The organism is Billgrantia lactosivorans (genome assembly GCF_003254665.1).
GTDB classification, from domain to species: domain Bacteria; phylum Pseudomonadota; class Gammaproteobacteria; order Pseudomonadales; family Halomonadaceae; genus Halomonas; species Halomonas lactosivorans.
This window is the reverse complement of record NZ_QHGY01000001.1, coordinates 170425-196021: the sequence shown is the minus strand read 5'-3', so window position 1 is coordinate 196021 and position 25597 is coordinate 170425. Positions and strand designations below refer to the sequence as shown.

General features: G+C 67.9%; 24 protein-coding genes. 9 read left to right on the top strand and 15 right to left on the bottom strand.

Features of this window, described 5'->3' with window-relative positions:
• Positions 1-17: 17 nt before the first annotated feature.
• Positions 18-1607, bottom strand: a complete 1590-nt coding sequence (gene prfC / locus DIS04_RS00760) for a peptide chain release factor 3 (protein ID WP_111411817.1) — start codon at positions 1605-1607, stop codon at positions 18-20.
• 149 nt (positions 1608-1756) lie between these two features.
• Between prfC and DIS04_RS00755 the strand changes: the two genes are divergently transcribed.
• Complete coding sequence (locus tag DIS04_RS00755) at positions 1757-3022, top strand: ATP-binding protein (protein WP_111411816.1); 1266 nt, start codon at positions 1757-1759, stop codon at positions 3020-3022.
• Between the two features lie 19 nt (positions 3023-3041).
• The gene (locus DIS04_RS00750) at positions 3042-3581 is read left to right on the top strand and encodes a response regulator transcription factor (protein WP_111411815.1); all 540 of its coding nucleotides are present in this window, start codon (positions 3042-3044) and stop codon (positions 3579-3581) included.
• Between the two features lie 247 nt (positions 3582-3828).
• On the opposite strand, the gene DIS04_RS00745 is transcribed toward DIS04_RS00750, so the two are convergent.
• A complete protein-coding gene (locus tag DIS04_RS00745) occupies positions 3829-4602 on the bottom strand; it encodes a 3-hydroxybutyrate dehydrogenase (protein ID WP_111411814.1) in 774 nt (257 codons plus the stop codon).
• Positions 4603-4686: 84 nt separating this feature from the next.
• Positions 4687-5133: a [NiFe]-hydrogenase assembly chaperone HybE gene (gene hybE / locus DIS04_RS00740; protein WP_111411813.1), complete on the bottom strand. Its 447-nt coding sequence runs from the start codon at positions 5131-5133 to the stop codon at positions 4687-4689.
• 94 nt (positions 5134-5227) lie between these two features.
• Between hybE and DIS04_RS00735 the strand changes: the two genes are divergently transcribed.
• The 3 genes from DIS04_RS00735 to DIS04_RS00725 all read left to right on the top strand — a co-directional run bounded on the left by DIS04_RS00735 (position 5228) and on the right by DIS04_RS00725 (position 7340).
• Positions 5228-6049 carry an inositol monophosphatase family protein gene (locus tag DIS04_RS00735; RefSeq protein WP_111412724.1) on the top strand — a complete coding sequence of 274 codons (822 nt, stop codon included), beginning with the start codon at positions 5228-5230 and terminating at the stop codon, positions 6047-6049.
• Between the two features lie 119 nt (positions 6050-6168).
• The gene (locus DIS04_RS00730; RefSeq protein ID WP_111411812.1) at positions 6169-6429 is read left to right on the top strand and encodes a GrxA family glutaredoxin; all 261 of its coding nucleotides are present in this window, start codon (positions 6169-6171) and stop codon (positions 6427-6429) included.
• A 143-nt stretch (positions 6430-6572) separates the two neighbouring features.
• A complete protein-coding gene (locus tag DIS04_RS00725) occupies positions 6573-7340 on the top strand; it encodes a VOC family protein (protein ID WP_111411811.1) in 768 nt (255 codons plus the stop codon).
• A gap of 238 nt (positions 7341-7578) precedes the next feature.
• Here DIS04_RS00725 and DIS04_RS00720 read toward each other — a convergent pair whose 3' ends face one another.
• Both DIS04_RS00720 and DIS04_RS00715 read right to left on the bottom strand, forming a co-directional pair.
• The gene (locus DIS04_RS00720) at positions 7579-8238 is read right to left on the bottom strand and encodes a CoA transferase subunit B (protein ID WP_111411810.1); all 660 of its coding nucleotides are present in this window, start codon (positions 8236-8238) and stop codon (positions 7579-7581) included.
• A 73-nt stretch (positions 8239-8311) separates the two neighbouring features.
• Positions 8312-9013 (bottom strand): CoA transferase subunit A, encoded by a 702-nt coding sequence (locus tag DIS04_RS00715; RefSeq protein WP_111411809.1) that lies wholly within the window; start codon positions 9011-9013, stop codon positions 8312-8314.
• Between the two features lie 134 nt (positions 9014-9147).
• Here DIS04_RS00715 and DIS04_RS00710 point away from each other — a divergent pair, with 134 nt between their 5' ends.
• The 4 genes from DIS04_RS00710 (at position 9148) to DIS04_RS00695 (ending at position 12526) form a co-directional block, all read left to right on the top strand.
• Positions 9148-10041 carry a LysR family transcriptional regulator gene (locus DIS04_RS00710; protein ID WP_111411808.1) on the top strand — a complete coding sequence of 298 codons (894 nt, stop codon included), beginning with the start codon at positions 9148-9150 and terminating at the stop codon, positions 10039-10041.
• A 97-nt stretch (positions 10042-10138) separates the two neighbouring features.
• Positions 10139-11008 (top strand): acyltransferase, encoded by an 870-nt coding sequence (locus tag DIS04_RS00705; RefSeq protein WP_111411807.1) that lies wholly within the window; start codon positions 10139-10141, stop codon positions 11006-11008.
• A complete protein-coding gene (locus DIS04_RS00700; protein WP_111411806.1) occupies positions 10957-11898 on the top strand; it encodes a M23 family metallopeptidase in 942 nt (313 codons plus the stop codon). Before DIS04_RS00705 ends, DIS04_RS00700 begins: the two co-directional genes overlap by 52 nt.
• Positions 11899-11902: 4 nt before the next feature.
• Complete coding sequence (locus tag DIS04_RS00695) at positions 11903-12526, top strand: alpha-ketoglutarate-dependent dioxygenase AlkB family protein (protein ID WP_111411805.1); 624 nt, start codon at positions 11903-11905, stop codon at positions 12524-12526.
• 6 nt (positions 12527-12532) lie between these two features.
• Here DIS04_RS00695 and DIS04_RS00690 read toward each other — a convergent pair whose 3' ends face one another.
• From DIS04_RS00690 to DIS04_RS00645, 10 genes are all read right to left on the bottom strand, one after another.
• Positions 12533-13807 carry an O-antigen ligase family protein gene (locus DIS04_RS00690; protein ID WP_111411804.1) on the bottom strand — a complete coding sequence of 425 codons (1275 nt, stop codon included), beginning with the start codon at positions 13805-13807 and terminating at the stop codon, positions 12533-12535.
• Between the two features lie 133 nt (positions 13808-13940).
• Positions 13941-15791, bottom strand: a complete 1851-nt coding sequence (gene glmS, locus DIS04_RS00685) for a glutamine--fructose-6-phosphate transaminase (isomerizing) (RefSeq protein WP_111411803.1) — start codon at positions 15789-15791, stop codon at positions 13941-13943.
• 138 nt (positions 15792-15929) lie between these two features.
• Positions 15930-17897, bottom strand: coding sequence for a polysaccharide biosynthesis protein (locus DIS04_RS00680; protein ID WP_111411802.1), 1968 nt, complete (start codon positions 17895-17897; stop codon positions 15930-15932).
• Positions 17898-17948: 51 nt separating this feature from the next.
• Entirely contained in the window at positions 17949-19130 is a 1182-nt protein-coding gene (locus DIS04_RS00675) for a DegT/DnrJ/EryC1/StrS family aminotransferase (RefSeq protein ID WP_111411801.1), read from the bottom strand.
• Complete coding sequence (locus DIS04_RS00670; RefSeq protein ID WP_111411800.1) at positions 19130-19849, bottom strand: acetyltransferase; 720 nt, start codon at positions 19847-19849, stop codon at positions 19130-19132. The genes DIS04_RS00675 and DIS04_RS00670 overlap by 1 nt, the downstream gene beginning before the upstream one ends.
• Positions 19842-20441 (bottom strand): sugar transferase, encoded by a 600-nt coding sequence (locus DIS04_RS00665; protein WP_111411799.1) that lies wholly within the window; start codon positions 20439-20441, stop codon positions 19842-19844. The genes DIS04_RS00670 and DIS04_RS00665 overlap by 8 nt, the downstream gene beginning before the upstream one ends.
• Entirely contained in the window at positions 20438-21688 is a 1251-nt protein-coding gene (locus DIS04_RS00660) for a glycosyltransferase family 4 protein (protein WP_111411798.1), read from the bottom strand. Before DIS04_RS00660 ends, DIS04_RS00665 begins: the two co-directional genes overlap by 4 nt.
• Positions 21689-21699: 11 nt before the next feature.
• Positions 21700-22818, bottom strand: coding sequence for a glycosyltransferase family 4 protein (locus DIS04_RS00655; protein WP_111411797.1), 1119 nt, complete (start codon positions 22816-22818; stop codon positions 21700-21702).
• Positions 22778-24127 carry a hypothetical protein gene (locus DIS04_RS00650; RefSeq protein ID WP_111411796.1) on the bottom strand — a complete coding sequence of 450 codons (1350 nt, stop codon included), beginning with the start codon at positions 24125-24127 and terminating at the stop codon, positions 22778-22780. Before DIS04_RS00650 ends, DIS04_RS00655 begins: the two co-directional genes overlap by 41 nt.
• A gap of 19 nt (positions 24128-24146) precedes the next feature.
• Positions 24147-25595 (bottom strand): polysaccharide deacetylase family protein, encoded by a 1449-nt coding sequence (locus tag DIS04_RS00645; protein ID WP_245904444.1) that lies wholly within the window; start codon positions 25593-25595, stop codon positions 24147-24149.
• Between the last annotated feature and the right edge of the window lie 2 nt (positions 25596-25597).

The window sequence follows — 25597 nt, the reverse complement described above, 5'->3', positions numbered from 1 at the left end:
TTGCTCGGCGCCCCGACTCAGTGCTCCCGGGTGGCGGCGAAGCGAATCTCCGGCCAGCGCTCCTGGGTCATCTGAAGATTGACCCTCGTGGGAGCAATGTAGGTCAGGTAACCGCCGCCATCCAGCGCCAGGTTGGCGCTCGCCTTGCGCCTGAACTCCTCGAGCTTCCTGGCGTCGTCGCAGTAGACCCAGCGCGCGGTCTGCACGTTGACCGGCTGGTAGACGCAGTCGACCTTGTACTCCTCCTTGAGGCGATGGGCGACCACGTCGAACTGCAGGGTGCCCACGGCGCCGAGGATCAGGTCGTTGTTGTCCAGCGGCTGGAACAGCTGGGTGGCGCCCTCCTCCGAAAGCTGCTGGAGTCCCTTCTGCAGCGCCTTGAGCTTGAGCGGATCCTTCAGCTGCACGCGCTTGAACAGCTCCGGGGCAAAGTGCGGAATGCCGGTGAAGCGCATCTCCTCGCCCATGGTGAAGGTATCGCCGATCTGGATCGTGCCGTGGTTGTGCAGGCCGATGATGTCGCCGGGCCAGGCCTCCTCGACGTGGGCGCGGTCGGAGGCCATGAAGGTCAGCGCATCGGCGATCTTGACGTCCTTGCCGATGCGCACGTGGCGCATCTTCATGTTCTTCTCGTACTTGCCCGAGCAGACCCGCAGGAAGGCGATGCGATCGCGATGCTTGGGGTCCATGTTGGCCTGGATCTTGAACACGAAGCCGGTGAAACGCGAGTCCTCGGCCTCCACGGTGCGGGTATCGGTCTCGCGTGGCTGCGGCGGCGGCGCATACTCGACGAAGCCGTCGAGCATCTCGCGCACGCCGAAATTGCCCATGGCGGTACCGAAGTAGACCGGGGTCAGCTCGCCGCGCCGGTAGGCGTCGAGATCGAACTCGTGGGAAGCGCCACGCACCAGTTCCACCTCCATGCGCAGCTCCTCGGCGGCATCGGCACCGAGCACGGCGTCGACCTCGGGATTGTCGAGCCCCTCGATACGCCGGTCGTCGGGAATGCGGCTGCCCTGGCCCTGGGTATAGAGATGGATCACGTCGTTGTAGAGGTGGTAGACCCCCTTGAAGTGGCGCCCCATGCCGATCGGCCAGGTCATCGGCGCGCACTGGATGTCGAGCACCGTCTCCACCTCGTCCATCACCTCGATGGGATCGCGGATGTCGCGGTCCATCTTGTTGACGAAGGTGAGGATCGGCGTGGTGCGCAGGCGGCACACCTCCATCAGCTTGATGGTGCGCGCCTCGACGCCCTTGGCGCCGTCGATCACCATCAGCGCCGAATCCACCGCGGTCAGCGTGCGGTAGGTGTCCTCGGAGAAGTCCTCGTGCCCCGGGGTGTCGAGCAGGTTGACGATGCGCCCGCCATAGGGGAACTGCATCACCGAGGTGGTCACCGAGATGCCCCGCTCCTGCTCCATCTTCATCCAGTCGGAAGTGGCGTGGCGGTCGTTGCGCTTGCTCTTCACCGAGCCGGCGAGCTGGATGGCGTTTCCGAACAGCAGCATCTTCTCGGTGATGGTGGTCTTGCCCGCGTCGGGGTGCGAGATAATGGCGAAGGTTCTACGCAGCCCGACTTCACGGGCCAGATCGGCAGCTGACATCAGTCTCGAATTCGTCGTATGGCACCAACAGCGGTGCGTGAATGGTGAGCTGGCACGCATTCTACGGCTTTGCCCCGTCTAGTTGTAGGGCAGCGGCGAGAATGGGCCCGACACGGTATCATGGGGGTGGATTCATCGACGGAGCCCCCATGCCGACCGCCCCGCCCCTGCCGCTCTCCACCCCCAGCCGCAACCTGATTCGCCTGACCATCGTGCGGGGCATCACCTGGACCGGTTTCCTGGCGGCGGTCATCGTGGGCATCGAGCTGCTGCACTTCGAGCTCGAGGTGCCCGCGGTGATCGGCGTGATCGTGTGCATGGGGCTGGTCAATCTTTTCACCTGGTGGCGGCTGGGGCGCCAGTGGGCGGTCAGCCATACCGAGTACGTCCTTCACCTGCTCGCCGACATCCTGGGGCTGACGCTGCTGTTCTACCTCACCGGCGGCTCCAACAACCCCTTCATCAACTACTACCTGGTCCCGGTGACCATCGCCGCCGCCACCCTGCCCTGGCGCTTCGCCTGGATCGTCGCCACGGCGGCCATGGCCTCGTACACGCTGCTGATGTGGGATTACCACCCGGTGCCGCAGTTCGCCCACTACCACGAAGGCTTCGGCGTCAACCTGCACGTGCTGGGCATGTGGATCAACTTCGGCCTTTCGGCGGGGCTGGTGACCTTCTTCATCTACAAGATGGCCCATGCCCTGCGCAACCGCGAACGCGCCCTCTCCCAGACCCGCGAGTCGGCACTGCGCAACGAGCAGATCGTCGCGGTGGCGACCCAGGCCGCCGGCACCGCCCATGAACTGGGCACGCCGCTGTCGACCATGGCGGTGCTGCTCAGCGAGATGCGCCAGGACGCCCGCGACGACCCTGACCTGCTGGAGGACATCGAGCTGCTGCGACGCCAGGTCGACGTGTGCAAGTCGCGGCTGCGCTACCTGGTCGAGAGCGCCGACCGCCGGCGCATGGCCGAGCCGGAAGTGCGCGATGCCCGCGACTGGCTGCAGGGCGTCGTGCAGCGCTGGCTGGTCCTGCGCCCCGACGTCAGCCACCGCCTCGAGATCGCCAGCCACCGCGGCACGCCCTGGCTCAAGGTCGACACGACCCTCGACCAGGCAATCACCAACCTGCTCAACAACGCGGCGGACGCCAATCCCGACGACATCAGCATCGGCCTGGACTGGAACGCCCGGGACGTGGTGATCGACATACGCGACCATGGCCCCGGGGTCACCCTGGACATCGCCGACCAGCTGGGCGAAACCTTTGTTTCGACCAAGAGCAAGGGGCTCGGCATCGGGCTGTTCCTCACCCACGCCACGATCAATCGCTTCGGCGGCGGCGTGAGCCTGTATAATCATCCGGATGGGGGGACGCTGACCGAAGTGATCCTGCCGCACAGTGAGCCCTGAGCGACGCGACGAGGTTGCCATGCAAGACGCCGATACCCGCCTGTTGATCATCGACGACGACGAAATGTTCTGCCATGTGCTCTCACGCGCCATGGCCAGGCGCGGCTACGAGGTGCTGGTAGCGAACGACGCGGAGCAGGCGCTGACGCTGGCCCACCGTCACCGCCCGCAGCTGGCCACCCTCGACCTCAAGCTGGAGCACAGCTCGGGGCTGAAGCTGTTGCCCGAACTGCTCGAGGTGGTGCCGCACTGTCGCATCGTGGTGCTGACCGGTTACTCGAGCATCGCCACCGCCGTCGAAGCGATCAAGCTCGGCGCCGTCAACTACCTGTGCAAGCCCGCCGACGCCGAGGAGATCCTGATGGCGCTGGGCCGCGACGAGGGCGACCCCGAAGCCGAGGTGGCCGACAACCCGCCGTCGATCAACCGCATCGCCTGGGAGCACATCCAGAAGGTGCTGCAGGAGCACGACGGCAACATCTCCGCCACCGCCCGCGCCCTGGGCATGCACCGGCGCACCCTGCAGCGCAAGCTGCAGAAGCGGCCGGTGCGGCGGTAACCATTTTCGTCAAGACGACTCACGACACCGGGCGGAGTGCCACCTAGGCAAGCGGCGCCGGGGACAGGTCGCAGCGGAGGTCATTTGCCAGGGTGAGGAGCACTGCTCCGAACGGGCTGGCCATGCATGGCCAGCACCGGACCCGCAAGCGGAGCAGGACGCGAGAGCGAAGCAGGGCAAGTGTAGCGCCCAGGGCTGGGGTCACAGCGCCTCCGCGAGACCTGGCGCCGGGAAAGCCGCGAGAGTGTCACTGGGCGGTCCAGCCCAAGTCGATATTCCAGCTCGAGCCGGTCACGGCACCCGCCGCATCGGAGGCCAGGTAGGCCACCAGCCCCGAAACCTCCTCGGGGTCGATCAGCCGCTTGACCGCGGCATTCTTGAGCATGATCCGCTCCACCACGTCCTGCTCGTCCATGTCGTGCAGGCGGGCCTGATCGGCGATCTGGTTCTCCACCAGCGGCGTCTTGACGTAGGCCGGGCAGATGGCGTTGGCGGTGATTCCCTGGGGCCCGCCCTCCAGCGCCGCCGTCCTGGTCAGGCCGATCAGGCCGTGCTTGGCGCTGATGTAGGCCGATTTCCCCGGCGAGGCGACCTGGGCATGCACCGAGGCGATGTTGACGATGCGCCCCCAGCCGTTGTGACGCATCGAGGGCCATACCGCCTGGGTCAGCAGGAACGGTGCCGTCAGCATCAGGTCGATGATCTGGCGCCACTTGGCCTCGGGAAAGTCCTCGATCGGCGATACGTGCTGGATCCCGGCATTGTTGACCAGGATGTCGACCCGCCCGAAGCGCTTGGTGGCCTCCGCCACGGCGGCCTTGCACGCCTCGCCGTCGGTGAGGTCGGCCTGGAAGAATGCCGCCCCGACGGCATCGGCCTTCTCCTGGGCCTGGCTGTTGAAATCGACGGCCAGCACCTGATGGCCGAGCTCCCGGAACTGGCGAACCACGGCCTCGCCGATACCGCTGGCGGTTCCAGTGACCAGGGCAACGCGAGGTTCGGCGGTCTTTGCATGGGACATGGGCAATATCCTTCTAGGCGGCGTGAACATGGGGTGTCACAAGCATAAGCCGCGAGCGGCGGCCAGGGCCAGCCGCAACGAAGCTCAGGCGGGGGCCTCGGGCTGCATGACGCGGTCCATCAGGCGCTGGGCCAGGCGACTGCCCTCCTCGCGCGTCTCCACGTCGGAGAGATCGTCGAGCAGCTCGCAGCGCCACAGCCACCGCCCCCCCTCCAGCACTTCGGCGACGAAGGGATAACGGCCCGAGGGCAGCGCGAAGACGCGCCGCTGGCCTTCGGCGGGCGCTGCCGCGCTGGCGAAGACCGGGAACAGCACCAGCGACAGCGAGACAGGGCTGATCAGGGCACCGACCAGGTAGTCGGCGCCGGCCGAAGCCTCGCCAGCGTCGGGGCAGACCTGGAAACACAGGGCGTCGACGTCGAGATGCGGGTTGCGTCCCGGCGCCGCCTCGAACGCGTCGGCCTGGCGTTGTCGCCAGGCCTGGGCCATCTCGTCGAGGCGCCGGTACTGCTCGGGCGTCGGGGCCAGCATGGCACTCTCCTTTTGCGGTTGGGCGGGAATCCCGTTCGGCAGGACGCCTCGCGACTGCTATTCTGGCAGCTCCATGCGTGACGAGGAAATGACCATGCTTCCCCAGCAACGCCTCGCGCTGGCCGAATCCATCGCCAGGAAGGCCGGCGAGCGGATCGTGGCGGCCAGGCAGAGCCAGACGTTCAACCAGCAGCTCAAGCACGGCCAGGAACTGGTCACCGACGTCGACGTGGCCGTCGACACCCTGATCAGCGAGCGCCTGGAGGCCAGCCTGCCGGGGGAGCAGCGACTCAGCGAAGAGCTCGCGCCGGATCGCGAGGTGATGGGCAGCGCCGAGGCGCTGTGGGTCATCGACCCCATCGACGGTACCGTCAACTTTGCCCATGGCCTTTACCACGTCGCCGTCTCCATCGCCTGGGTCAGCGAGGGCCGGACCCGCCTGGGCGTGGTGCACGCGCCCTTCCTCGGCGAAACCTACACCGCCTTGTACGGTCAGGGTGCCTGGTGCAACGGCAAGCCGATTCATGCCAGCCGCACCACCAGCCTGCAGCGCTGCCTGGTCGGCACCGGCTTCCCCTATCGGCGCGACAGCCGCCCGCCGCTGATGCGCCGGCTGATGGCCATCCTGGAGCACTGCCAGGACGTGCGCCGCAACGGCGCTGCCGCCCTCGACCTGTGCGACGTGGCCTGCGGCCGGCTAGACGCCTACTACGAGAGCGTGTCGCCCTGGGACTTCGCCGCCGGGGTGCTCATCGCCCGCGAGGCCGGCGCGCGTACCGGCCACCTCTACCCCTGCCCGTCGGGCATTCCGGAGGACCTGTACGGCGAGAACCTGCTGGTCAGCGCCCCGGAACTGCATGCCGAGCTCGGCGACCTGCTGCGCGCGGCCGACGCCAACGAGCTGAAGACGTACTGAAGACGCTCAGGACGCCCGCGATAGCGCTGTCCAATCGGCCCCCTAGCGGCCTGCTATTGGCCGCCGCCGCTCACATCCGTCACAATGGCGCGAGCAAAAAACACCATCAGGAGAGTGCTATGTTCGTGGTCATCTTCGGCCGTCCCGGTTGCCCCTTCTGCGTTCGTGCCCAGCAGCTCGCCGAGAGCCTGGAGAGCGCCAGCGTCATCGAGGGCCACCGCTACGTGGACATCTGGGCCGAGGGCATCAGCAAGGCCGACCTGGAGAAGACCATCGGCAAGCCGGTTGCGACCGTGCCGCAGGTCTTCATCGACCAGCAGCACGTCGGTGGCTTCACCGAGTTCGACCAGTACGTCCGCGACAACGCCCTGCTGGCGTGACGCCTTCCGCCGGGGCATCGCCCCGGCTCGTCACCAGCGTTCATTTCCCGTTTAACGTTCCTCCCTGCGTTGAAAGCCGTTCCCCGCCAGCCCCTATACTGAGGTCTAATGCGCAAGCGCATCTGGACATAAGGAACGGCACGATGCAAAGGGAAGAATTTCTCCAGCAGCTCTGGCTCGACTACATCCATCACCACCCCGATGTGGGCGTGCTGCGCCTGTGGCCGACGGATGCCCCGGTCGAGTACCTGACGCTGCTCACCCTCAATCAGCCTCCCTTCGCCGCCGATGACCTGCAGCCCACCCTGGGCCGCCTCGGCTATCGTCCCGTGCACCGCTACGCCATGGCCGACCGTGGCCTGCTGGTCACCCTGCTGGCCCCACCCGACCGCGGCACCTGGCTGGTGCTGGCGGAACTCCAGCTCAGCAGCCTGTCGCGTGAGCCGCGGGATGCCCTTGCCGAGCTGGTCAACCGTACCCACCCCCAGGATACCCGTGGCAAGAACCTGCTGAGCCGCGGACGCCCCTGGCCCATGCCCAGTTGGGAACTCTACCGTGCGCTCCACGACGCGCACCCCCTGGCGGCCTGGTTCGCCGTCATGGGGCCGAGCGTGCATCATGCCGGGTTCGACTGCGAGCGGCTCGGCAGCAGCTTCGACGCCCTCGACGCCGCCCTGAACGCCGCCGGCCTCACGGGAAGCGAGGAGCGTCACCACGGCATCTTCCCGGTATCGCCGCTGCTGCAGTATCGCTTCTACCCCACCTGCTCGCAGCGCATCGCCTTCGCCGAGGGTGACGAGCACCGCATCTGCCTGGGCGGGCTGGCGCTGATCCAGAAGCGCCTGAGCAGCGACCATGAGCGTACCGTGGAGCTGCTGCTGCCGCATCACACCCGCTGCGAGCTCACCTGAGACCAGGCACAGCGTTATCCACAGAAACTGTGGATAACGCTGTGCAAGACGCCGTGACAACCGTCTCAATCCCGATGAAGACGGGTTTCATCCCGACTGGTCAGAAAATCGACACACATTGAAACAGAAAGGCCTGAGCCCCGTGCAGTACAGGGCCCAGGCCTTGGGTGCTGGCCGAGTGAACCGTCCAGCGACCGGGGTCAGTTCATCGCCCCGGCCCTTGTGCCGAGCACAGAGCTCAATCGAAGGTCATTTCCGGCACGTGATCGGGCACGATCAGCTTGCCCGCGGTCTTCTCGACGATCTCCTCGACGCTGACCCCGGGCGCGCGCTCCTTGAGAATGAATGCGCCATCCTCGATCTCCAGGTAGGCGAGGTCGGTGAGCACGCGGTTGATGCAGCCGGCACCGGTCAGCGGCAGGGTGCACTTCTCGAGCAGCTTGGATTCACCATGCTTGGACGCATGGGTCATGGTGCAGATGATGTTCTCGGCGCCGGCCACCAGGTCCATGGCCCCGCCCATGCCCTTGATCAGCTTGCCGGGAACCATCCAGGAGGCGATGTTGCCCTCCTGGTCGACCTCGAAGGCACCGAGCACGGTGAGGTCGACGTGGCCGCCGCGGATCATGGCGAAGGATTCGGCCGAGTCGAAGATCGCCGCCCCCGGGCGTGCGGTCACGGTCTGCTTGCCGGCATTGATCATGTCGGGATCGACCTCATCCTCGGTGGGGAAGCGTCCCATGCCGAGAAGGCCGTTCTCCGACTGCAGCATCACGTCGATGCCCTCCGGCACGTAATTGGCCACCAGGGTGGGGATGCCGATCCCCAGGTTGACGTAGAAGCCGTCCTTCAATTCCTGCGCCACGCGCTGTGCCATCTGTTCGCGAGTCAGTGCCATCTTGTTTGCCTCTTGTGTTCGGTGGAGAAGCGATACGCCATGCCGGCCCATGCCGACGGTAACCGTGGTGGGCTCAGCCCTCGCGCACGGTGCGCTTCTCGATGCGCTTCTCGAAAGTGCCCTGGATGATGCGGTCGACGAAGATGCCCGGGGTGTGGATCTGGTCGGGACGCAGTTCGCCAGGCTCGACGATCTCCTCGACCTCCACCACGGTGACCTTGCCGCAGGTGGCCGCCAGCGGGTTGAAGTTCTGTGCGGTGTCGCGGTACACCACGTTGCCGTAGCGGTCGGCCTTCCAGCCCTTGACGATGGCGAAATCGGCGTGGAACGCCTCCTCGAGGATATAGTGACGGCCGTTGAAGACACGCACCTCCTTGCCCTCGCCGATCGGCGTGCCGTAGCCGGTGGCGGTGTAGAACGCGGGTATGCCCGCCCCGCCGGCGCGCATCTTCTCGGCCAGCGTGCCCTGCGGCGTCAGGATCACCTCGATCTCGTCGTTGAGCATCTGCTGTTCGAACAAGGCGTTCTCGCCCACGTAGGAGGCATAGAAGCGCTTGATCTGCTTGTCCTCCAGCAGCAGGCCCAGGCCGAAGCCATCGACGCCGCAGTTGTTGGAGATGACGGTCAGGTCCTTGACGCCACGCCGCTTGACCTCGGCGATCAGGTTCTCGGGGATCCCGCACAGGCCGAAGCCACCGGCAACCAGGGTCATGCCGCTTTCGATCCCTGCCATCGCCTCTTCGTAGGAGTACACGCGCTTGTCGAATCCGGACATCCCAAAGCCTCGTCTTGTTGTGAAATGAAGATGCAGATAACGGTACCTGAACAGTGTTGACCCGCCCAATATATTTGTTAAGTTTGTTTTTTTTATCAATTGATATGAATCATTTATAAAATGAGCCTTCGCACATGACCGTCAAGCAGCTTCGCGCCTTTCTCGCCGTGGCCCAGACCCTCAGCTTCACCCAGGCCTGCGAGCGACTGCACCTGTCGCAGCCGGCCCTGAGCCTGGCCATCAAGGGGCTGGAGGAGACCCTGGGCGGCCCGCTGCTGATTCGCAGCACACGCAGCGTTCGCCTCACTCCCGAAGGCGAGACCCTGGTGCCACTGGCGAAGCGCCTGCTGGCCGACTGGGACAACGCCGAAGAGCTGCTGCGCCAGCGCTTCACCCTGCAGCTCGGACGGGTGGCGCTGGCCGCCATGCCCTCCATCGCCTGCAACCGGCTGCCCCGCGCGCTGCGGCGCTTCCGCGAGCGCTTTCCCCGGGTCAACGTGACAGTGCACGACGTGATCAACGAGCAGGTCATCGACATGGTGCGTCGCCAGCAGGTCGAGCTCGGCATCGCCTTCGAGCCGGAAACCCGCGAGGGCATCGCCTTCCTGCCGCTGTTCGACGATACCTTCGTCGCCGTGCTGCCGCCGGACTCGCCCCTCGTCGAGGCCGAGTCGATCGACTGGAAGGCCCTGCTCGCCCACGACTTCATCACCCTGCAGCGCCCCTCCATGGTACGCATCCTGCTCGAGCAGGCGTTGGCGCGCCGGCAGACCGAGCTCCCGGTGGCCTTCGAAAGCCACCAGCTGGCCACGGTCGGCCGCATGGTGGCCAGCGGCCTCGGCGTCAGCGCCGTGCCCACCCTGTGCCGCGAGCAGATGCACGAACTCGGCGCGCGCTGCGTACCGCTCTTCGAGCCGCAGATCCGCCGCACCGTGGGCGTGGTGCTGGGCGCCGGCCAGGAGCTCTCGATCGCGGCGCGGGCGCTGTACGACGTGCTGCAGACGACGCTGTGCGAGCCTTCAGCGTGAGCGGCAGGCACTGGGCAGCTTGCGCCCGATCCATTAGCATGTGCGGCGATCGTAACGAAACGTCGCATTGCCGTTGTCGCAACGTCGAGGAGAGAGCATGCCGACCCTGAAGGGGCTCGTCAGCGCACTGCTACTGGTGGTCACTACCCTGTTCTGGTCGGTTCCCCTGATCCTCTTGACCCTGCTCAAGCTGATCACGCCGACACGATCGCTGCGCCTGGTCGTCCTGCGCGGCCTCAATGGCGTGGCGCTGAACTGGATCGGCAGCAATCTATGGTGGATGCGCCGCTGGCTCAAGCCCGAACTCGACGTGACCCTGCCCGGCGGGTTGTCGCCCGATCAGCGCTGGCTGGTGATCTCCAACCACCGCAGCTGGACCGACATTTTCATGCTGCTCATGGTCCTGCACCGGCGCATCCCGATGCCGCGCTTCTTCCTCAAGCAGCAGCTGATCTGGATCCCCATCGTGGGACTGGCCTGGTGGGCGCTGGAATTTCCCTTCATGCGCCGCTACAGCCGCGAGCAGGTCGAGCGCAACCCGCGGCTCGCGGAGGTCGACCGCCAGGCGACCGAGCGCCTTTGCGAGCGTGCCCGCGAGATGCCGCTGGCGATCTTCAACTTCGTTGAAGGCACACGGTTTACCCCGGCCAAGCGCCATGCGCAGAATAGCCCTTTCCGCCACCTGCTTCGCCCCAAGGCCGGCGGGGTCGCTCAGGTGCTGAGCCTGCTGGGGGCCCAGCTCGACGGTATCCTCGACGTCACCCTGCACTATGCCAACCCCGACCCGACCTTCTGGGGCTTTCTGTGCGGACGCGAAGGACCGATAACGCTCGAGGCGCGCCGACTCGAGGTACCGAGCTGGATGCTCGAGAGTCGCTACCATGACGACCCGCACTACAAGGAACGCTTCCACTCATGGCTCAACGCCCTGTGGCAGGAAAAAGACCAGGCACTCGAATCGCGCTGACCCTGCTGTGCGTGCTGGCGCTCGCCGGCTGCGCCTCGCCCGGCAGCGAGGTACAGCGGCGCGGAGAGCCGGGCATTGCCGGCGGCTGGGTCGTGGTGCAGCGCGGCGACACCCTGGGCAGCATCGCCGCCCGGGCCGACGTGCCTCTGGCCCGACTGCAGCGCTTCAACCCCGGCGCCAACCCCAACCGCCTGGCGGTCGGGCAGCGCTTGCTGATTCCCACCCAGCAGGAGCGAGCGCCCTCGGGTGGCCCCTACCGCTACCAGATTCGCCCCGGCGACACCTTCTCGGCGGTGGCTCGGCGCTTCGGCACCACCCCGGCGCGCATCCAGGCGGCCAACCGCGGCGTCGAGCCGACGCGTCTGCGCGTCGGACAGACCATCCAGGTGCCGCTGAGCGGCAAGCCCGCAGCCGCGGCCGCTCGCTCCCCTAGCCCAGCGGGCAGTCGCGCCAGCGCCCCGGCCCGGCCCGCCAGTGCACCCGCCGCCTCGGCTGCGCCGAGCTCGGTGCCGGGCTCGGCACGCAACTGGCCCTGGCCGCTGGAGGACTATCGCGTCGTGCGCGCCTACGGCACCGACAGCCGTGGCACCCTGCAGCCGATGCTGCTCGCCGCCAGCCGTGGCGCCCGGGCCAAGGCGGTCGCCGACGGCGACGTGCGCTTCGCCGGCAGCATGCGTCAGCTCGGGCGCGTCGTGATCGTGCACCATGCCGACAATCTGCAGAGCGTCTATGCCCTGTGCGACAAGCTGCTGGTGGACGACGGCGCGCGTGTCAGCCGCGGTGCGCCGCTGTGCGAAGTGGGCTTCAGCAATGCCACGGAGCGTTTCGACCTGCTGTTCGACCTGCGACTGGGCGGCAAGCCGATCGACCCGCGCCGGGTGCTGCGCTAGCGCCATGGCGACGCCGGCCTGGGAGCGCCTGCTGGCGACGCCAGCGCTGTATCGCATGCGCGGCGTGCTCGGCGAGCCCGCGGCCCATGAGGTCCTTGCCAGGCTGGACGCTGAGCTGGAGTGGCAGCGTCCGCAGCTGCGCCTGTACGGGCGCGAGCATCCGATTCCCCGCCGCCAGGTGTGGATGGGCGAGCCCGAGGCGCACTACCGCTACTCCGGACGCGACTTCCTCCCCCAAGACTGGCACCCGGATGTCGCCGACCTGCGCGAGCGCGTCGTGGAACTGCTGCGGGCGCAGGGCATCGACGCCGGCTTCAACAGCGTCCTGCTCAACCGCTATGCCGACGGCGACGAACGCATGGGCTGGCACAGCGACGACGAGCCCGAGCTCGGCGTCGATCCCGTCATCGCCGCCGTCACGCTGGGCAGCGAGCGGCCGTTGCGGTTTCGCTGGAAGCGCGGCGAGGGGCCGCCGTTCAACGTCTGGCTGCCCCACGACAGCCTGCTGCTGATGGGGCCCGGCTGTCAGGCTCGCCTGCAGCACGCCCTGCTGCCCAGGCGCATCCCCGGGCTGCGCATCAGCCTCACCTTCCGGCGTGTCGCGACCACTGACGACGCCCCTGCCTGAGCGTCGTCAGCGTGCCTGGCGATAGAGCCCCCACAGGATCGTGACCAGCAGCGCGTAGACCAGCCCACCGACGGGGTAGGTGAGGAAGCTGTAGGTCAGGCCGAAGTCGATGAAGGCGACCGGCACCAGGGTGCCCGCCACCGCCAGGGCACGCTGCTCGCCCGAGCCGGCGCCGACCCCGCGGGCGAACAGCCACAGTGGCGTGAAGTAGAGCACCAGCAGTGCCAGCAGCCCCGGCACCCCGCGCTTGACCCAGGCGTCGAGGATGTCGTTGTGGGCGTGCCAGAAGCGCCCCAGCGCCGGGTCCTGTTCACCTTCTGCGCCGCGCTCGCGCATGGCCTCCTGGTAGCCGCTCGCCCCCCAGCCCAGCAGCGGCCGTTCGAGGATCAGCCGCGACGAACCCCGCCACATATCCAGCCGGGCGCTGACCGAGGTCATCTCGTCATCCCCCGCCAGGTACTGGCGAACGCTGTTGACGGCGTTGTCGACCCGCGTGGCCACGCCGGTCTGCGGCATCGCGTACAGGCTGCCGAGCAGCACCAGCAGTGCCGTCACCAGGGTCAGCCGCCAGCCCAGCGACAGGCGGCGCCCATGCCCGCGATAGAGCACCCAGATGGCCAGCGGCAGACCGATCCAGCCGCCCCGGGAGCCGGACAGTGCCGAGGTCAGCAGGCCCGCCAGGCCACCGGCGATCAGCAGCAGCGACCAGGGCCAGCGATCGCGGCGGGCAAACGACCAGCTCAAGCCCGCGAAACACAGCAGCCCCAGCAGCAGACCCAGGTTGCCGAACAGGATGGCGTGCAGGGGGTCGTGGCCGTCGGCCCGCAGCGTGCCTTCGATGACGCGCTGCCACAGCGCCCAGGCGCTCGCTGCCAGGCTGCCCAGCGCCAGGCCGGCCCATAGCCAGGTGGCAGGGATCCTCACCCTGGGGAAGGCCGCCAGGGTGACCATGGCCAGCGCGAAGGGCCAGGCGTTGACCAGGCCGGCGGCGCCTTCTCCGTGCCACAGGAGCATGCCGACCCACACCAGCCCCTGCAGTCCCATCGCGGCCAGGAGCAGAAGGTCCTCGCGCCGCGGGAACGCCTCGACCTGGCCCTCCTCGCCGAACCAGGCCGCTGCCGCCAGCAGCAGCGGCACGGCGACGAGCATCTCCCACGGCAGCGCCAGCATCGACGCTCCCAGGGTGAGCATGGCAAGGGCCGACAGCCAGGTCTGGCATGGCGCCCTGCAGTGACGCGACACGGCCCCGGGGAGCGGTCGATAGGAATTGTCTTCGATCATGGCAATGGCTCATCCGTTGATACGCTGCCGTCAACGGCGCCCGGGGGAACTGCCTTCCTGGCTCTCCTGACGCCGTGCTGTAAGAGTACCTCTCACATGATAGTGGTTTCGACCTCCATCCGATCCCCCCTCGTCATTCCACGGTGACGGACTTGGCCAGGTTGCGCGGCTGGTCGACATCGGTATCGCGTGCCACGGCCACATGGTAGGCCAGCAGTTGCAGCGGCAGGGCATAGACGATGGGGGCCAGGAAGCGGCAGCAGCCGGGCACCCTGACCACCGTCATGCCCTGCTCCTGCTCGACGCCGCTCTCGGGGTCGGCAAACACCAGCAGTTGGCCGCCGCGTGCCCGCACCTCCTGCAGGTTGGACTTGAGCTTGTCGATGAGTTCATCCAACGGCGCCAGCGCCACCACCGGCATGCTGCCGTCGATCAGCGCCAGGGGGCCATGCTTGAGCTCCCCGGCGGGATAGGCCTCGGCATGGATGTAGGAGATCTCCTTGAGCTTAAGCGCGCCCTCCAGGGCAATCGGCATCTGCGCACCACGCCCCAGGAACAGGGTGTGGCGGTGGTCGACGAAGCGCGGGGCCAGGTCGGCGATCTCGGCATCGAGCTGGAGCGTGTCGCCCAACAGGGTCGGCAGGTAGCGCAGCCGATGCACCAGCCTGGCGGTCAGATCCGGATCGCCGCCACGCAGCTGGCGCAGCGCCAGGGCCACCAGCATCAGCGAGGTCAGCTGGGTGGTGAAGGCCTTGGTCGAGGCCACGCCGATCTCTGGGCCGGCATGGGTCATCAGGCTGAGGTCGGACTCGCGCACCAGGGAGCTGCCCGGCACGTTGCAGATCGACAGCGCTCCCACGTAGTGCTCCCCCTGGCGCTTGCGTGCATGGCGCAGGGCGGCCAGGGTATCGGCCGTTTCGCCCGACTGAGACAGGGTCAGCAGCAGCGTGCCCGGCGGCGCCACCACGTCGCGATAGCGGTACTCGGAAGCGATCTCCACCTGGCACGGCACGCCCGCCAGCGCTTCGATCCAATAGCGAGCGACCATGCCCGCATGGTAGCTGGTACCGCAGGCGACGAGATGGATCTGACGGGTCTTGCCGAGGAGCGAACGGGCCTGGGGGCCGAAGGCCTCGATCAGCACCTGGTCGCTGCCCAGCCGCCCTTCCAGGGCGTTGGCCACGGCCAGCGGCTGTTCATGGATCTCCTTGAGCATGTAGTGCGCGAACTCGCCCTTGCCGACCGTCGGGTCGTCATGCTCGTAGCGCAGCACTTCGCGTACCACCGGGGCGCGCTGCCCCGTGGCGCCGAGCCCATGCACGACGCACCCCTCACGCGTGGCTTCCACCAGATCGCCGTCCTCGAGGTAGACGAAGCGATCCGTCACCGTCAGCAGCGCCAGCGGATCCGAGCCGAGGTAGCAGCCCTGCTCGCCGATCCCCACCACCAGCGGGCTGCCGTGACGCGCGCCGACGACGCGATCGGGGCGGTCGGCATCGATCACGCCCAGGGCGTAGGCGCCTTCGAGACGCGCCACCACGGCATCGACCGCCATCAACAACTCCCCTCCGCGCTTCAGCTCACGTTCGATCAGATGCGCCACGACCTCGGTGTCGGTCTGGGAGGTGAAGGCGTAGCCGTCGGCGGCCAGTTCGGCCCTGAGCGACTGGTGGTTCTCGATGATGCCGTTGTGCACCACGGCGACCCGTCCCGACACGTGCGGGTGGGCGTTGTCCTGGCTGGGCGCGCCATGGGTCGCCCAGCGCGTATGGGCCACCCCCGTCATGCCCGTCAGCGGTGACGCCGACAGCAACCGCTCCAGCGCCGCCACCTTGCCCACCTCCCGGGCACGACCCAGCCTGCCGGGCGCCTCCACCAGGGCGACACCGGCCGAATCATAGCCTCGGTACTCGAGGCGCTTGAGACCTTCCATCAGGATGGGCAGGACATTGTCCGCCCCCACTGCAGCGACGATGCCACACATGTTCTCTTCTCCATGAACGGTGCCACGACCCCGGTCGTGGTGCACTCGGCAGGCCAACCGGCTCGCGTCGCGATCCCGGGCTGCGATGATGAATGCCTGGCGGCCATCCCGGGCCGCCAGGACGTACGACGAGGACGGCTACTTGTGCCGCTCCAGCACCGGTCGCAGCGGCATGACCGCCACGTTCGAGGCCACCGCCGGCGACTCGTGGCGACGTTTCTCCAGCCACACCAGGTCGACGATCTCGCCCTCGGGGCGATAGGCCGTCGGCGCTTCCAGCAGCAGGCGACGAATGGCGTCGTGCTGGAAGTGGCGGCAGGCTTCGAACAAGCGATCGAGATAGCCCTCGAGCCGCGGCCACTCCCAGAACACCTCCTGGGCCGTCATGATCCGCGAATGCGAGGTTGCCGCGACGCCATCGCCCACCAGGAGCTCCTCGTAGAGCTTCTCTCCCGGCCGCAGGCCACTGTAGGCGATGGCGATGTCGCCATCCGGGCTGTGCTCGTCGCGCACCTTCAGCCCCGATAGCCGCACCATCTGCCGCGCCAGGTCGGCGATGCGCACCGGCTCGCCCATGTCGAGCACGAAGACGTCGCCGCCACGCGCCATGGCGCCGGCCTGGATCACCAGCTGGGCGGCCTCGGGGATGGTCATGAAGAAACGGGTAATGTCCGGGTGAGTCACGGTGATCGGGCCACCCGCCTGGATCTGCTCGCGAAACAGCGGCACCACCGAACCGCTGGAGCCCAGCACGTTGCCGAAACGCACCATGCAGAAGCGCGTGGCCTCCTGATGCTTGGCGAAGGCCTGGCAGACGAGTTCGGCCAGGCGCTTGGTGGTGCCCATCACGTTGGTCGGGCGCACCGCCTTGTCGGTGGATACCAGCACGAAGGTCTCGACCCCGGCGTCCATCGCCGCGCGGGCGGTCGAGAGGGTACCGAAGACGTTGTTCTGCACCCCCTCGACGACGTTGTGCTCGACCATCGGCACGTGCTTGTAGGCGGCCGCATGATAGACGGTCTGCACCTCGAACGCCTTCATCACGGTGGTCAGCCGCTTGCGATGCTGCACCGAGCCGATCAGTGCCTCGAGGCCCACCTCGAGCCCCTCCTCCTTGGCGATGCGGCGCAGCTCCTGCTCGATACGGTAGAGGGCGTATTCAGAGATATCGAGCAGCAGCAGCCGGCTGGGGCCGTGACGAAGCAGCTGGCGGCAGAGCTCGGAACCGATGGAGCCCCCTGCCCCGGTGACCAGCACCACCTTGTCGCGGATGTTGGCCTCCATCAGGGTGGGATTGGGCGGCACCGGATCGCGCCCGAGCAGGTCCTCCACCGCCACGTCACGCACCTCGCTGATCCTGGCGCGCCCGGTCACCACGTCGACCACGCCGGGTATCGTCTGCACCGGGAAGCCCTGGGGCTCGAGCTCGGCGAGGATCTCGCGACGCCGTGCGCGGTTGACGCTCGGCATGGCCAACAGCACGCGCGAGGCGCCGTAGGTATCGGCCAGATAGCCGAGCTGACGCGGCGGATAGACCTTGAGCCCCTCGATGTAGGTATTCTGCAGGCCCACCGCATCGTCGACGAAGGCGATCGGCAGGTACTCCTCGCCATGGCGGAGCGATACCGCCAGCTGGCGCCCGGCCGCGCCGGCGCCGTAGATCACCACGCGCGGCTTGTGGCGGATCTGGCTGCGCAGATAGATGGCGCGCAGTCCGAAGCGCACCCCGCCGATGGTCAGCAGCGCCAGCATGGCATAGATGAAGGGCACGCTGCGCGGAATCCCCAGCGCGAAGAGATAGCTGGCCAGCGGCAGCGACAGCGCCGACACCACCACACCGATGACCACGGCGCGTATCGCCTTCGGCCCCAGGTAGCGGATCACCGCGCGGTAGAAACCGAGGCGCACGTAGATCGCCAGGCTCAACGGGATCATCACCAGCAGGGCCATCCACGTCTGTGCCTCGACCAGGGGCTGCCAGCTCTCCAGGCGCAGCAGCATGGCCAGCAGATAACTGGTGGCGATCAGCACGCAGTCCACCACCAGCTGGATGGTGCGCTTCTGCCGTCTGGGCAGGCGGAACAGGGATTGGAGCAGGTCTCGCATGTCGTCTCTCCATGACTGCGGGCACCGAGGCGCCCGCCTGTTTCCAGGGCGTCAGGCGCTGGCCCGCGCCATGACCTTGTCGAGTACCGCACAGGTCCGCTCGATCTCGTCCTCGGTCAATGTCGGGTGACAGAGGAACATCAGGCTGGTCTCAGCCAGCTCGCGGGCGACGGGCAGCGGCGCTTCAGGGCGCCAGCCGGTGCCGTCGAAGGCCTTCTCGCGGTACACCTCGGAGCAGGAGCCGGTGAAGCACGGGACCCCGGCGGCGTTGATCTCGGCCACGATACGGTCGCGATCCCAGCCCGCCGCCAGCCGCTCGGGCTCGACGAAGACGTAGCACTTGTAGGCCGCATGCTCGCAGTGAGGCGGCACCTCGGGCACGCGCAGGGCGCCGCAGCCGGCCGCGACCCGCCAGATACGCCCCGCATTGGCCTGCCTGGCCGCCTTCCATTGCGGCATGCGCTCGAGCTGGATACGGCCGATGGCGGCCTGCATCTCGGTAAGCCGCCAGTTGGTGCCGAAGCTCTCGTGGAGCCAACGGAAGCCGGGGGGATGGTCGCGCTCGTAGACCGCCTCCCAGCTCTTGCCGTGGTCCTTGTAGGCCCACATGCGACGCCACAGGTCGGCATCGCTGGTGGTGACCATGCCGCCCTCGCCGCCGGAGGTCATGATCTTGTCCTGGCAGAACGACCAGCAGCCGACATGACCGATGCTGCCCACGCTGGCTCCCCGGTAGCGCGCCCCGTGGGCCTGGGCACAGTCCTCGATCACGTGGAGCCCGTGGCGCTCGGCGAGGGCCATGAGCGGCTCCATCTCGCACGGCCAGCCTGCCAGGTGCACGGCGACGATAGCCCGGGTGTGCGGTGTGATCCTCTCCGCCACGCTCGCGGCGGTGACGTTCTGCGTGTCGCGATCGACGTCGGCGAACACCGGCCTGGCGCCCGACGTGACGATGCTCGAGGCGGAGGCCAGGAAGGTGCGCGAAGTGACGATCACCTCGTCGGCAGGATCCTCGCCGATGCCGAGGCCGCGCAGGGCGAGGTCGAGGGCGACGGTGCCGTTGGCCACGGCGATGGCGTAGTCGCTGTCGGCAAAGCGGGCAAACTCACGTTCGAAGTCGCGACACTCGTTGCCGGTCCAGTAGTTGACCCGGTTGGAGAGCAGCACGCGGGCCACCGCGTCGGCCTCTTCGCGGGTATAGGCGGGCCAGGGGGAAAAGGGGCCGTTGAGCATCAGGTTCTCCCTTGCGGTGAAATCAGGTCGAAGCGCAGCACGTTCGAGGCCTTGGGTGGCGGGTCATTGTCATCGTCGTCGCCCTCCGACGATGCCAGCGGGCGTGCCGGCACGCCGGCCACGACGAGGTTGCCCGCGATGTCGGAGACCACGGCCGCGCCGGCCCCGACCATCACCGCCTCGCCGATGGCCACCCCCTGGCGCACCACGGCCCCGGCACCGACCCAACTGGTGCGGCCGATCTCCACGTCGCCGGCCACGTTGGCACCCGGCGCGACGTGCACGCAGGCGCCTAGCCGGCAGTCGTGATCGACGCTGGCGGCGGTGTTGACGATGCTGCCCATGCCGAGCTCGGCAAAGGCGTTGATGATCGCCCCCGCCATGACCACGCACCCCGGGCCGAGTCGCGCCATCGGGCTGACCGTGGCCCGCGGATGCACCAGCGAGACGATGCTGGCACCGTGCGCCAGCAGGGCATCGAGCTTGGCCTCGCGGATGGCGTTATGGCCAATGGCCACCACCACGCCCTCGAAGTCCGCCAGATCGTTGAGCAGCATCGGCAAGCTGCCCTGCACCTCCCAGTGCTCGTGGCGGGTCTTCTCCGGCCAGGCATCATCGTAGAACACCAGGTCCTGCCAGCCGGCCTGGATGGCGATGTCGGCCACCACCTTGCCGTGGCCACTGGCCCCGAGGATGGCGAGACGGCGGCGATTACTCATGATGATGACCTCCACGGAACCTGGGCATGGCGACATCGCCGTCATGGGCGATGCCTTCGCGAACCACCACTTTCTTCACCGTCAGCAGCAGTATGCGCAGGTCGAGCCACAGCGTACGGTTGTCGACGTACCACACGTCGAGCTCGAACTTCTGCTCCCAGCTGAGCGCGTTGCGACCGTTGACCTGGGCCCAGCCGGTCACTCCCGGACGCACCTCGTGACGGCGTGCCTGGCGTGGCGTGTAGCGCGGCAGGTACTCCATCAGCAGCGGGCGTGGGCCGACCAGGCTCATGTCGCCCTTGAGCACGTTCCACAGCTCCGGCAGCTCATCGAGGCTGCTGGCCCGCAGCCGCTGCCCCAGGGGTGTCAGGCGCGCGGCGTCGGGCAGCGGCGTGCCGTCACGCCCGACGGCGTCCAGCATGGTGCGAAACTTGATCATCTCGAACGGGCGGCCGTGGCGGCCCGGACGGGTCTGGCGAAACAGCACCGGTGCGCCGAGCCGCAGTCGCACCAGCACGGCCAGCGCGAGCATCAGCGGCGAGAGCAGCACCAGGGCCATCAGGGAAACCACGATATCGAACAGTCGCTTCATTGCTTCTCATCCATGACGTCGTTCATGATGCCGGCCAGGCGCTCGGCCAGGATCCGGTAGTCGTAGACGGCTTCCACGTGGGTCCGTCCCGCCCACCCCATCCGCGCGCGCTCCTCCGGCGTCAGGGCCACCAGCCGCCTGATCGCCTCGGCCAGGGCCAGCGGGTCCTCGGGCGGGACGGTGATGCCGGCGCCCGCCTCGGCAACGGGATCGTTGACCGCCGCGGAGGCGATGATCACGGGGCGCGCGGCGGCCATGTAGTCGAACAGCTTGTTCATGCTGATGCCGAAGCGATAGAGCCGGGGCAGGTCGCGCACCGTGATCACGAAGGCGTCGGCCTCGCGGGCCAGCGCCGGAATCTCGCGCTTGGGCACCGGCGGCTCGAAGCGCACCCAGCGGCCGTCGAGCCCGAGTTCGCCGGCCTGCCGGATCAGCTCGGGCTTGGCTGGCCCGTCGCCGACCAGGCGCAGCCTCACCGGCACCTCGTCGGAGCGGCTCTCCTTCCTGATGACGGCCATGGCCTCGAGCAGGTCGGAAAGCCCGTTGGCCTCGCCGTGGCTGCCGAAGTACATCAGCGTCAGCGGCATCTCGGGAGGCCGCTGCGCGGGCGGCACGGGGGTGGGAAACTCGGCGAGGTCGACCCCGTTGGAGAGCCACACCACCCGCTCCTCGGGCACGCCCAGCGGGGCGATGTAGTCCACGGCCCGCGGCAGCAGGGTGAGGACACGGCGCGCGCGGCGATAGAGAAAGGTTTCCAGGGCGCGCAATCCTCGCGTCATCGCCGCGCCCTCCCGCAGCCGGCCCATGTCGATCAGGGTCTGGGGCCACAGGTCACGAACCTCGAACACGAACGGTACGCGGTGGCGGCGCGCCAGCCACCAGCCGGCCAGGGCCGCAAAGGGGTGCACGCTGGAACCGACGACCAGGTCGGGGCGCTCGAGGCCGGCCAGGCGCGTCGGGCGCACTGCCTGCCAGGCGTACTCCAGCATGTTCTTCATGCGCCCGCCGCCGTTGCCGTGGTAGCTCGAGGTGCGCAGCCACAGGAATCTCACGTCGTCGAAGGTCTCCAGCCGCCATGGCTCGTCCTTCGCCAGCCGCTGCTCGCCGCTGGGGTGATCGACGCTGGAGGCGATCAGCGTGGCGCACCAGCCGTGCGCCGGCAGGTGTCGCGCCAGCTGATAGTGTCGCGCCCCGCCGGCCGCGTCGGGGTGCTTGGCATAGTGGTTCAGGATCCAGACGTGTCTCATGCGGTCCTCGGTCAGCGGGAAAGCGCGCGATAGGTGTCCAGCAGCTTGGATTCCTCCTGCTGCCAGTTGTAACGCTCGGTCACGGCGCGCTGGCCATTCCTGCCCATCTCGCGGGCACGCTCGGGATGGCTGACGATGTAATCGATCGCCTCGGCGATCGCCGCGGGATCGAGGGGATCGACGCACAGCCCGCAGTCGCTGCCCTCGACGATTCCCCGCCACAGCGGGAAGTTCGAGGCGATCACCGGCAGCCCCGCGCTCATGTACTCGAACATCTTCACCGGCAGCGCATCGAGGTAGTTGATGATCGGGTGGAGCGTGACCAGGCCGGCGACGGAGCTGGCCATGACCTGGCGCACGCCGGCACGATCGAGGTAGCCGTGCGCCTCGACCCGCGCCCAGCCGGCATAGGTCATCACCTCCTGCTCCAGGGTCAGGGTCTTGAAGTCACCGGCGAGCTGCAGCCGGCATTCGTGCGCGACCCTCTCCATCGCCCGCACGACCTCACGGATACCGCGAACCTCGGCGATGCCGCCGACGTAGCACACCGACAGCGATTCGCCCGCGGTGGCGCTCAGGCGCGCGTCGGAGGCGCCGTCGAGCTCGCCCAGCATCGGGTAGTTGTTGACGTCCACGACGTGGGAATGAAACTCACCGAAGCGATCACGGATGTAGGGCGTCGCCGCCACGATGGCATCGAAGTGGCGGCAGGCACGCCGCTGGTAGGCCTCGACGCCGCGCGACAGCACCTGTCGCGTGACCTTGCCCAGATAGTGCTTGGCCAGCATCTGACGCGGCAGGTCCTCGTGGGCGTCGTAGACCACGCGCTTGCCCAGCCGCTTGAGGCGCCGCCCCGTTGGCATCAGCTCGGGGTCGTGCAGGTGGTAGACATCGGCATCCAGTCGCCTGGCCCGGTCGAAGACGCGACGCGTGGTCTTCACCACCCGATTGAAGCGTCCGGGCAGCCGCCCGACATCGACGATGGAAACCCCGTCCCGCTCCTCGTCCCCCTCGCCGTCGGCGACGACCAGCGTCACCGGATAGCCGTCGGCGGCCAGCGAGCGACACTGCTTGTGGAAGATGCGCGTGTCATAGCGTGGATGGGCGGAGGTCAGGTGAACCACTTTCATTGTCGTTGCGTCCTTGTAGATCCCGGGCAGCGTCATGCTGCCCCGGTACGTCGCGGAGGGTGCCGATCGTGCCGGCCTGCCGCGCTTCCTCCCCGCCGAGGCCCTGGCGGGCAGCGACGAGGGCATTGGCGAAGGCGCCCCAGCCGAGCGCCGGCAGCGGCCAGAACACCGGCTTGGCCAGCACCATCAGCAGCAGGCAGACGAAGTTGACGGAGAAGGCGAACACCCAGCCGGCGCCGCGATCGCCGAGGAAGAGCAGGCGATAGGCGGCACCGACGAAGGCAAACAGGCTCAGGCCGAGGTACATGGCGAAGCCCGGCAACCCGTAGTTGACCCAGGCCGACAACATGCTGTGGGCATAGCCGCCGGTCACCTCCGCCGAGGCGATATGCCCGCCAAAGCGCCCCAGCAACGGGTTGGCAAGGATCTGCTCCACGGCACGCTGGCCAAGGTTCTGGCGCGCCAGCCAGGAGCTGGTGCCCGACAGGTCGAAGATCTGCAGCTGGCGGCTGCCGGCCAGCGCCTCGAACTGGCTCGCCACCACCGCGATGAGCGCGGCGACCACCATCAGCAGCGTGAACATGTACTTGACGCTCATGCCCGCCCACAGCATCAGCAGCAGCGCCGAGAGCGACAGGAAGGCATACAGCTCGGAGCGCGCGCCGAGCACGAACATGACGAAGGCACCGAGCACGATCAGCACGGCGCGTACCATGGCGCGCTCGCTGACGGCGATCAGGAACAGCAGCACCACCAGCGCGCTACGCGCATAGCCCTGGTAGGTGGAGACGCTGTCGCCCGCCTCGACTTCGGCCTCGAGCATGCGCCGGGCGAAGAACATCCACTGGCCGGTGGTGGCGACATGGAACATCAGGTAGCCGGCGATGAGCGCGAAGGCGATCCAGAAGGCGCGTGCCAGTCGCGGCGAGTCGAGCGGAACCCGATAGCCCAGCACGAACAGCACCAGCCACAGCACCAGCGTCTCGACGGTCTGCGTCAGCGCCGCGCGCATCACGCTGCCGCCGCTCAGGGCGTAGTTGAGCGTCGCCCACAGCAGCACGTAGACAAAGAAGCACAGCGTCGCCAGGGCATAGCCGCGGGTCGTGGTCAGCAGCACCTGGAGCTGGGACGGCAGCAGCGCGAGGTAGGCGATGAACAGCAGCACCGACACCACACCGAACAGGCCACCCAGCAGGGCCGGGATCATCCCCATCGCCACCAGGGTGTGATAGAGGATGAAACCCGGGAACAGCACGAAGAAGCCGATGGCTGAAACCCGCGTCGTCAACGCATCACCGGACAGGACCATGCCGATACCCCTGCGTCGCTCAAGCGTCCAGCACGCGCTCGTAGAGCGCGCGCTGGTCGGTCGTCGTCAGTTCCGAGTTGTGCCACAGCAGGGTGAAGACCCCGCCCATGGCACGGCAGCGCGCCTTGAGCCTGCTGAAGCACTCGAACGCCTCCTCACCGGTGCCGAGCCCGAGGTAGAGCGGCGAGATCACCGACGCCTCCATGGCGATCAGCGGCCGGATGCGCAGCGCCAGCGGCTCGCCCTTGACCGGGTCGAACGCGGGATAGTCGAAGCAGGTGCCGCAGCGAAAGCCGGGCGCCTCGGCATAACCTAGCGTGGTGTCGTAATCCAGGCCGGCCTGCACGTAACCCTGCAGCGTCAGCGGCATCTGCCAGCGCAGATAGTGCATGCGCCCGCCCCACTCCGCCTGCTCGATGCCCTCCTCGGCGCACACCCGGCGCAGGCGCAGGGCTTCGTTGGCCAGCTCCTTGGGGTTGCGAAAGGTATGGTAGCTGGGGTGCAGGCCGATCTCGTGGCCGCGCGCGTGGAGGCGCCGCATCAGGTCACGCATCGCCGGGTGCTCCGGCTCGTAGTCGGCATCCTTGCGCGGATCGGTGCGGCCGCAGATGAAGTAGAAGGCACTCTTCAGGCCATGGCCCTCGGAGACGTCCATCAACCAGTCGAAGGTGTTGAGCGGATCCAGCGGATGCAGCCGACGGCGGGTGCTCAGGCGGACCCAGGGACCCACCACCAGGGCCTGGGGACGACGGTGCAGCAGGGCATCGCCGACCATGGCCCGGGCCAGCTTGATGTCGCGGGCGAAGCCATAGCGGCTCGGCCGGTCGACATCGTGGGTCGGGCGCTGCGTGAACGCATGCCGACGCAGCTGCACCCACGGCCACTGGCGATGGATCACCTGGCCCAGCACCGCCAGCCACTCGTCGACCACCGGCCTGTCGAGGTAGCCGTGGCGACCGGCATGCGAGGCGCTGGCGGGGAAGCGACAGTGGCGGTCGAGCACCTGGGCGTCGACCTCCTCCTGCCGCGACAGCATCCAGTAGGTCAGGCCGAGGATGTCGTAGTGGACCGTCAGGCCTCCCGCCATCGGCTCCACCAGCGGCTGTGGCAGGCTGGCGGCACCGGGAGCCGGCAGCGGCAAGTCGAGCGGTGCGTGAAAGCCCTCGGCCGCCGCGTCCCACTGGCAGTGGGGCAGGTCCCCGCCGCTCAGGTAGAATCCCGGCTGCAGCCGGTCGAACAGTACCTGTCCCGGCGCTTCGGCATGACGCAGGTAGAGCCGTTCCGGGCCATCGCGCTCCAGTTGCAGCGGCACGCCGAAGCGCTCCAGCAGGATCCGCTCCAGCCACGCCAGCACCGGCTCACCCGAGGTGGCACCCGAGGCGACGACGGAGAGGTTGCCCGTCACACAGGACGGTTTCAGCGAGGCGTTAGGCCGCGCCTGGGAATTCCGATCGTAAAGTGCGGTCATGT

Coding starts and splice junctions, on each gene's coding strand:
- prfC (WP_111411817.1), bottom strand. CDS start 1,607: ATGTCAGCTGCCGATCTGGCCCGTGAAGTCGGGCTGCGTAGAACCTTC.
- DIS04_RS00755 (WP_111411816.1), top strand. CDS start 1,757: ATGCCGACCGCCCCGCCCCTGCCGCTCTCCACCCCCAGCCGCAACCTG.
- DIS04_RS00750 (WP_111411815.1), top strand. CDS start 3,042: ATGCAAGACGCCGATACCCGCCTGTTGATCATCGACGACGACGAAATG.
- DIS04_RS00745 (WP_111411814.1), bottom strand. CDS start 4,602: ATGTCCCATGCAAAGACCGCCGAACCTCGCGTTGCCCTGGTCACTGGA.
- hybE (WP_111411813.1), bottom strand. CDS start 5,133: ATGCTGGCCCCGACGCCCGAGCAGTACCGGCGCCTCGACGAGATGGCC.
- DIS04_RS00735 (WP_111412724.1), top strand. CDS start 5,228: ATGCTTCCCCAGCAACGCCTCGCGCTGGCCGAATCCATCGCCAGGAAG.
- DIS04_RS00730 (WP_111411812.1), top strand. CDS start 6,169: ATGTTCGTGGTCATCTTCGGCCGTCCCGGTTGCCCCTTCTGCGTTCGT.
- DIS04_RS00725 (WP_111411811.1), top strand. CDS start 6,573: ATGCAAAGGGAAGAATTTCTCCAGCAGCTCTGGCTCGACTACATCCAT.
- DIS04_RS00720 (WP_111411810.1), bottom strand. CDS start 8,238: ATGGCACTGACTCGCGAACAGATGGCACAGCGCGTGGCGCAGGAATTG.
- DIS04_RS00715 (WP_111411809.1), bottom strand. CDS start 9,013: ATGTCCGGATTCGACAAGCGCGTGTACTCCTACGAAGAGGCGATGGCA.
- DIS04_RS00710 (WP_111411808.1), top strand. CDS start 9,148: ATGACCGTCAAGCAGCTTCGCGCCTTTCTCGCCGTGGCCCAGACCCTC.
- DIS04_RS00705 (WP_111411807.1), top strand. CDS start 10,139: ATGCCGACCCTGAAGGGGCTCGTCAGCGCACTGCTACTGGTGGTCACT.
- DIS04_RS00700 (WP_111411806.1), top strand. CDS start 10,957: ATGGCTCAACGCCCTGTGGCAGGAAAAAGACCAGGCACTCGAATCGCG.
- DIS04_RS00695 (WP_111411805.1), top strand. CDS start 11,903: ATGGCGACGCCGGCCTGGGAGCGCCTGCTGGCGACGCCAGCGCTGTAT.
- DIS04_RS00690 (WP_111411804.1), bottom strand. CDS start 13,807: ATGATCGAAGACAATTCCTATCGACCGCTCCCCGGGGCCGTGTCGCGT.
- glmS (WP_111411803.1), bottom strand. CDS start 15,791: ATGTGTGGCATCGTCGCTGCAGTGGGGGCGGACAATGTCCTGCCCATC.
- DIS04_RS00680 (WP_111411802.1), bottom strand. CDS start 17,897: ATGCGAGACCTGCTCCAATCCCTGTTCCGCCTGCCCAGACGGCAGAAG.
- DIS04_RS00675 (WP_111411801.1), bottom strand. CDS start 19,130: ATGCTCAACGGCCCCTTTTCCCCCTGGCCCGCCTATACCCGCGAAGAG.
- DIS04_RS00670 (WP_111411800.1), bottom strand. CDS start 19,849: ATGAGTAATCGCCGCCGTCTCGCCATCCTCGGGGCCAGTGGCCACGGC.
- DIS04_RS00665 (WP_111411799.1), bottom strand. CDS start 20,441: ATGAAGCGACTGTTCGATATCGTGGTTTCCCTGATGGCCCTGGTGCTG.
- DIS04_RS00660 (WP_111411798.1), bottom strand. CDS start 21,688: ATGAGACACGTCTGGATCCTGAACCACTATGCCAAGCACCCCGACGCG.
- DIS04_RS00655 (WP_111411797.1), bottom strand. CDS start 22,818: ATGAAAGTGGTTCACCTGACCTCCGCCCATCCACGCTATGACACGCGC.
- DIS04_RS00650 (WP_111411796.1), bottom strand. CDS start 24,127: ATGGTCCTGTCCGGTGATGCGTTGACGACGCGGGTTTCAGCCATCGGC.
- DIS04_RS00645 (WP_245904444.1), bottom strand. CDS start 25,595: ATGACCGCACTTTACGATCGGAATTCCCAGGCGCGGCCTAACGCCTCG.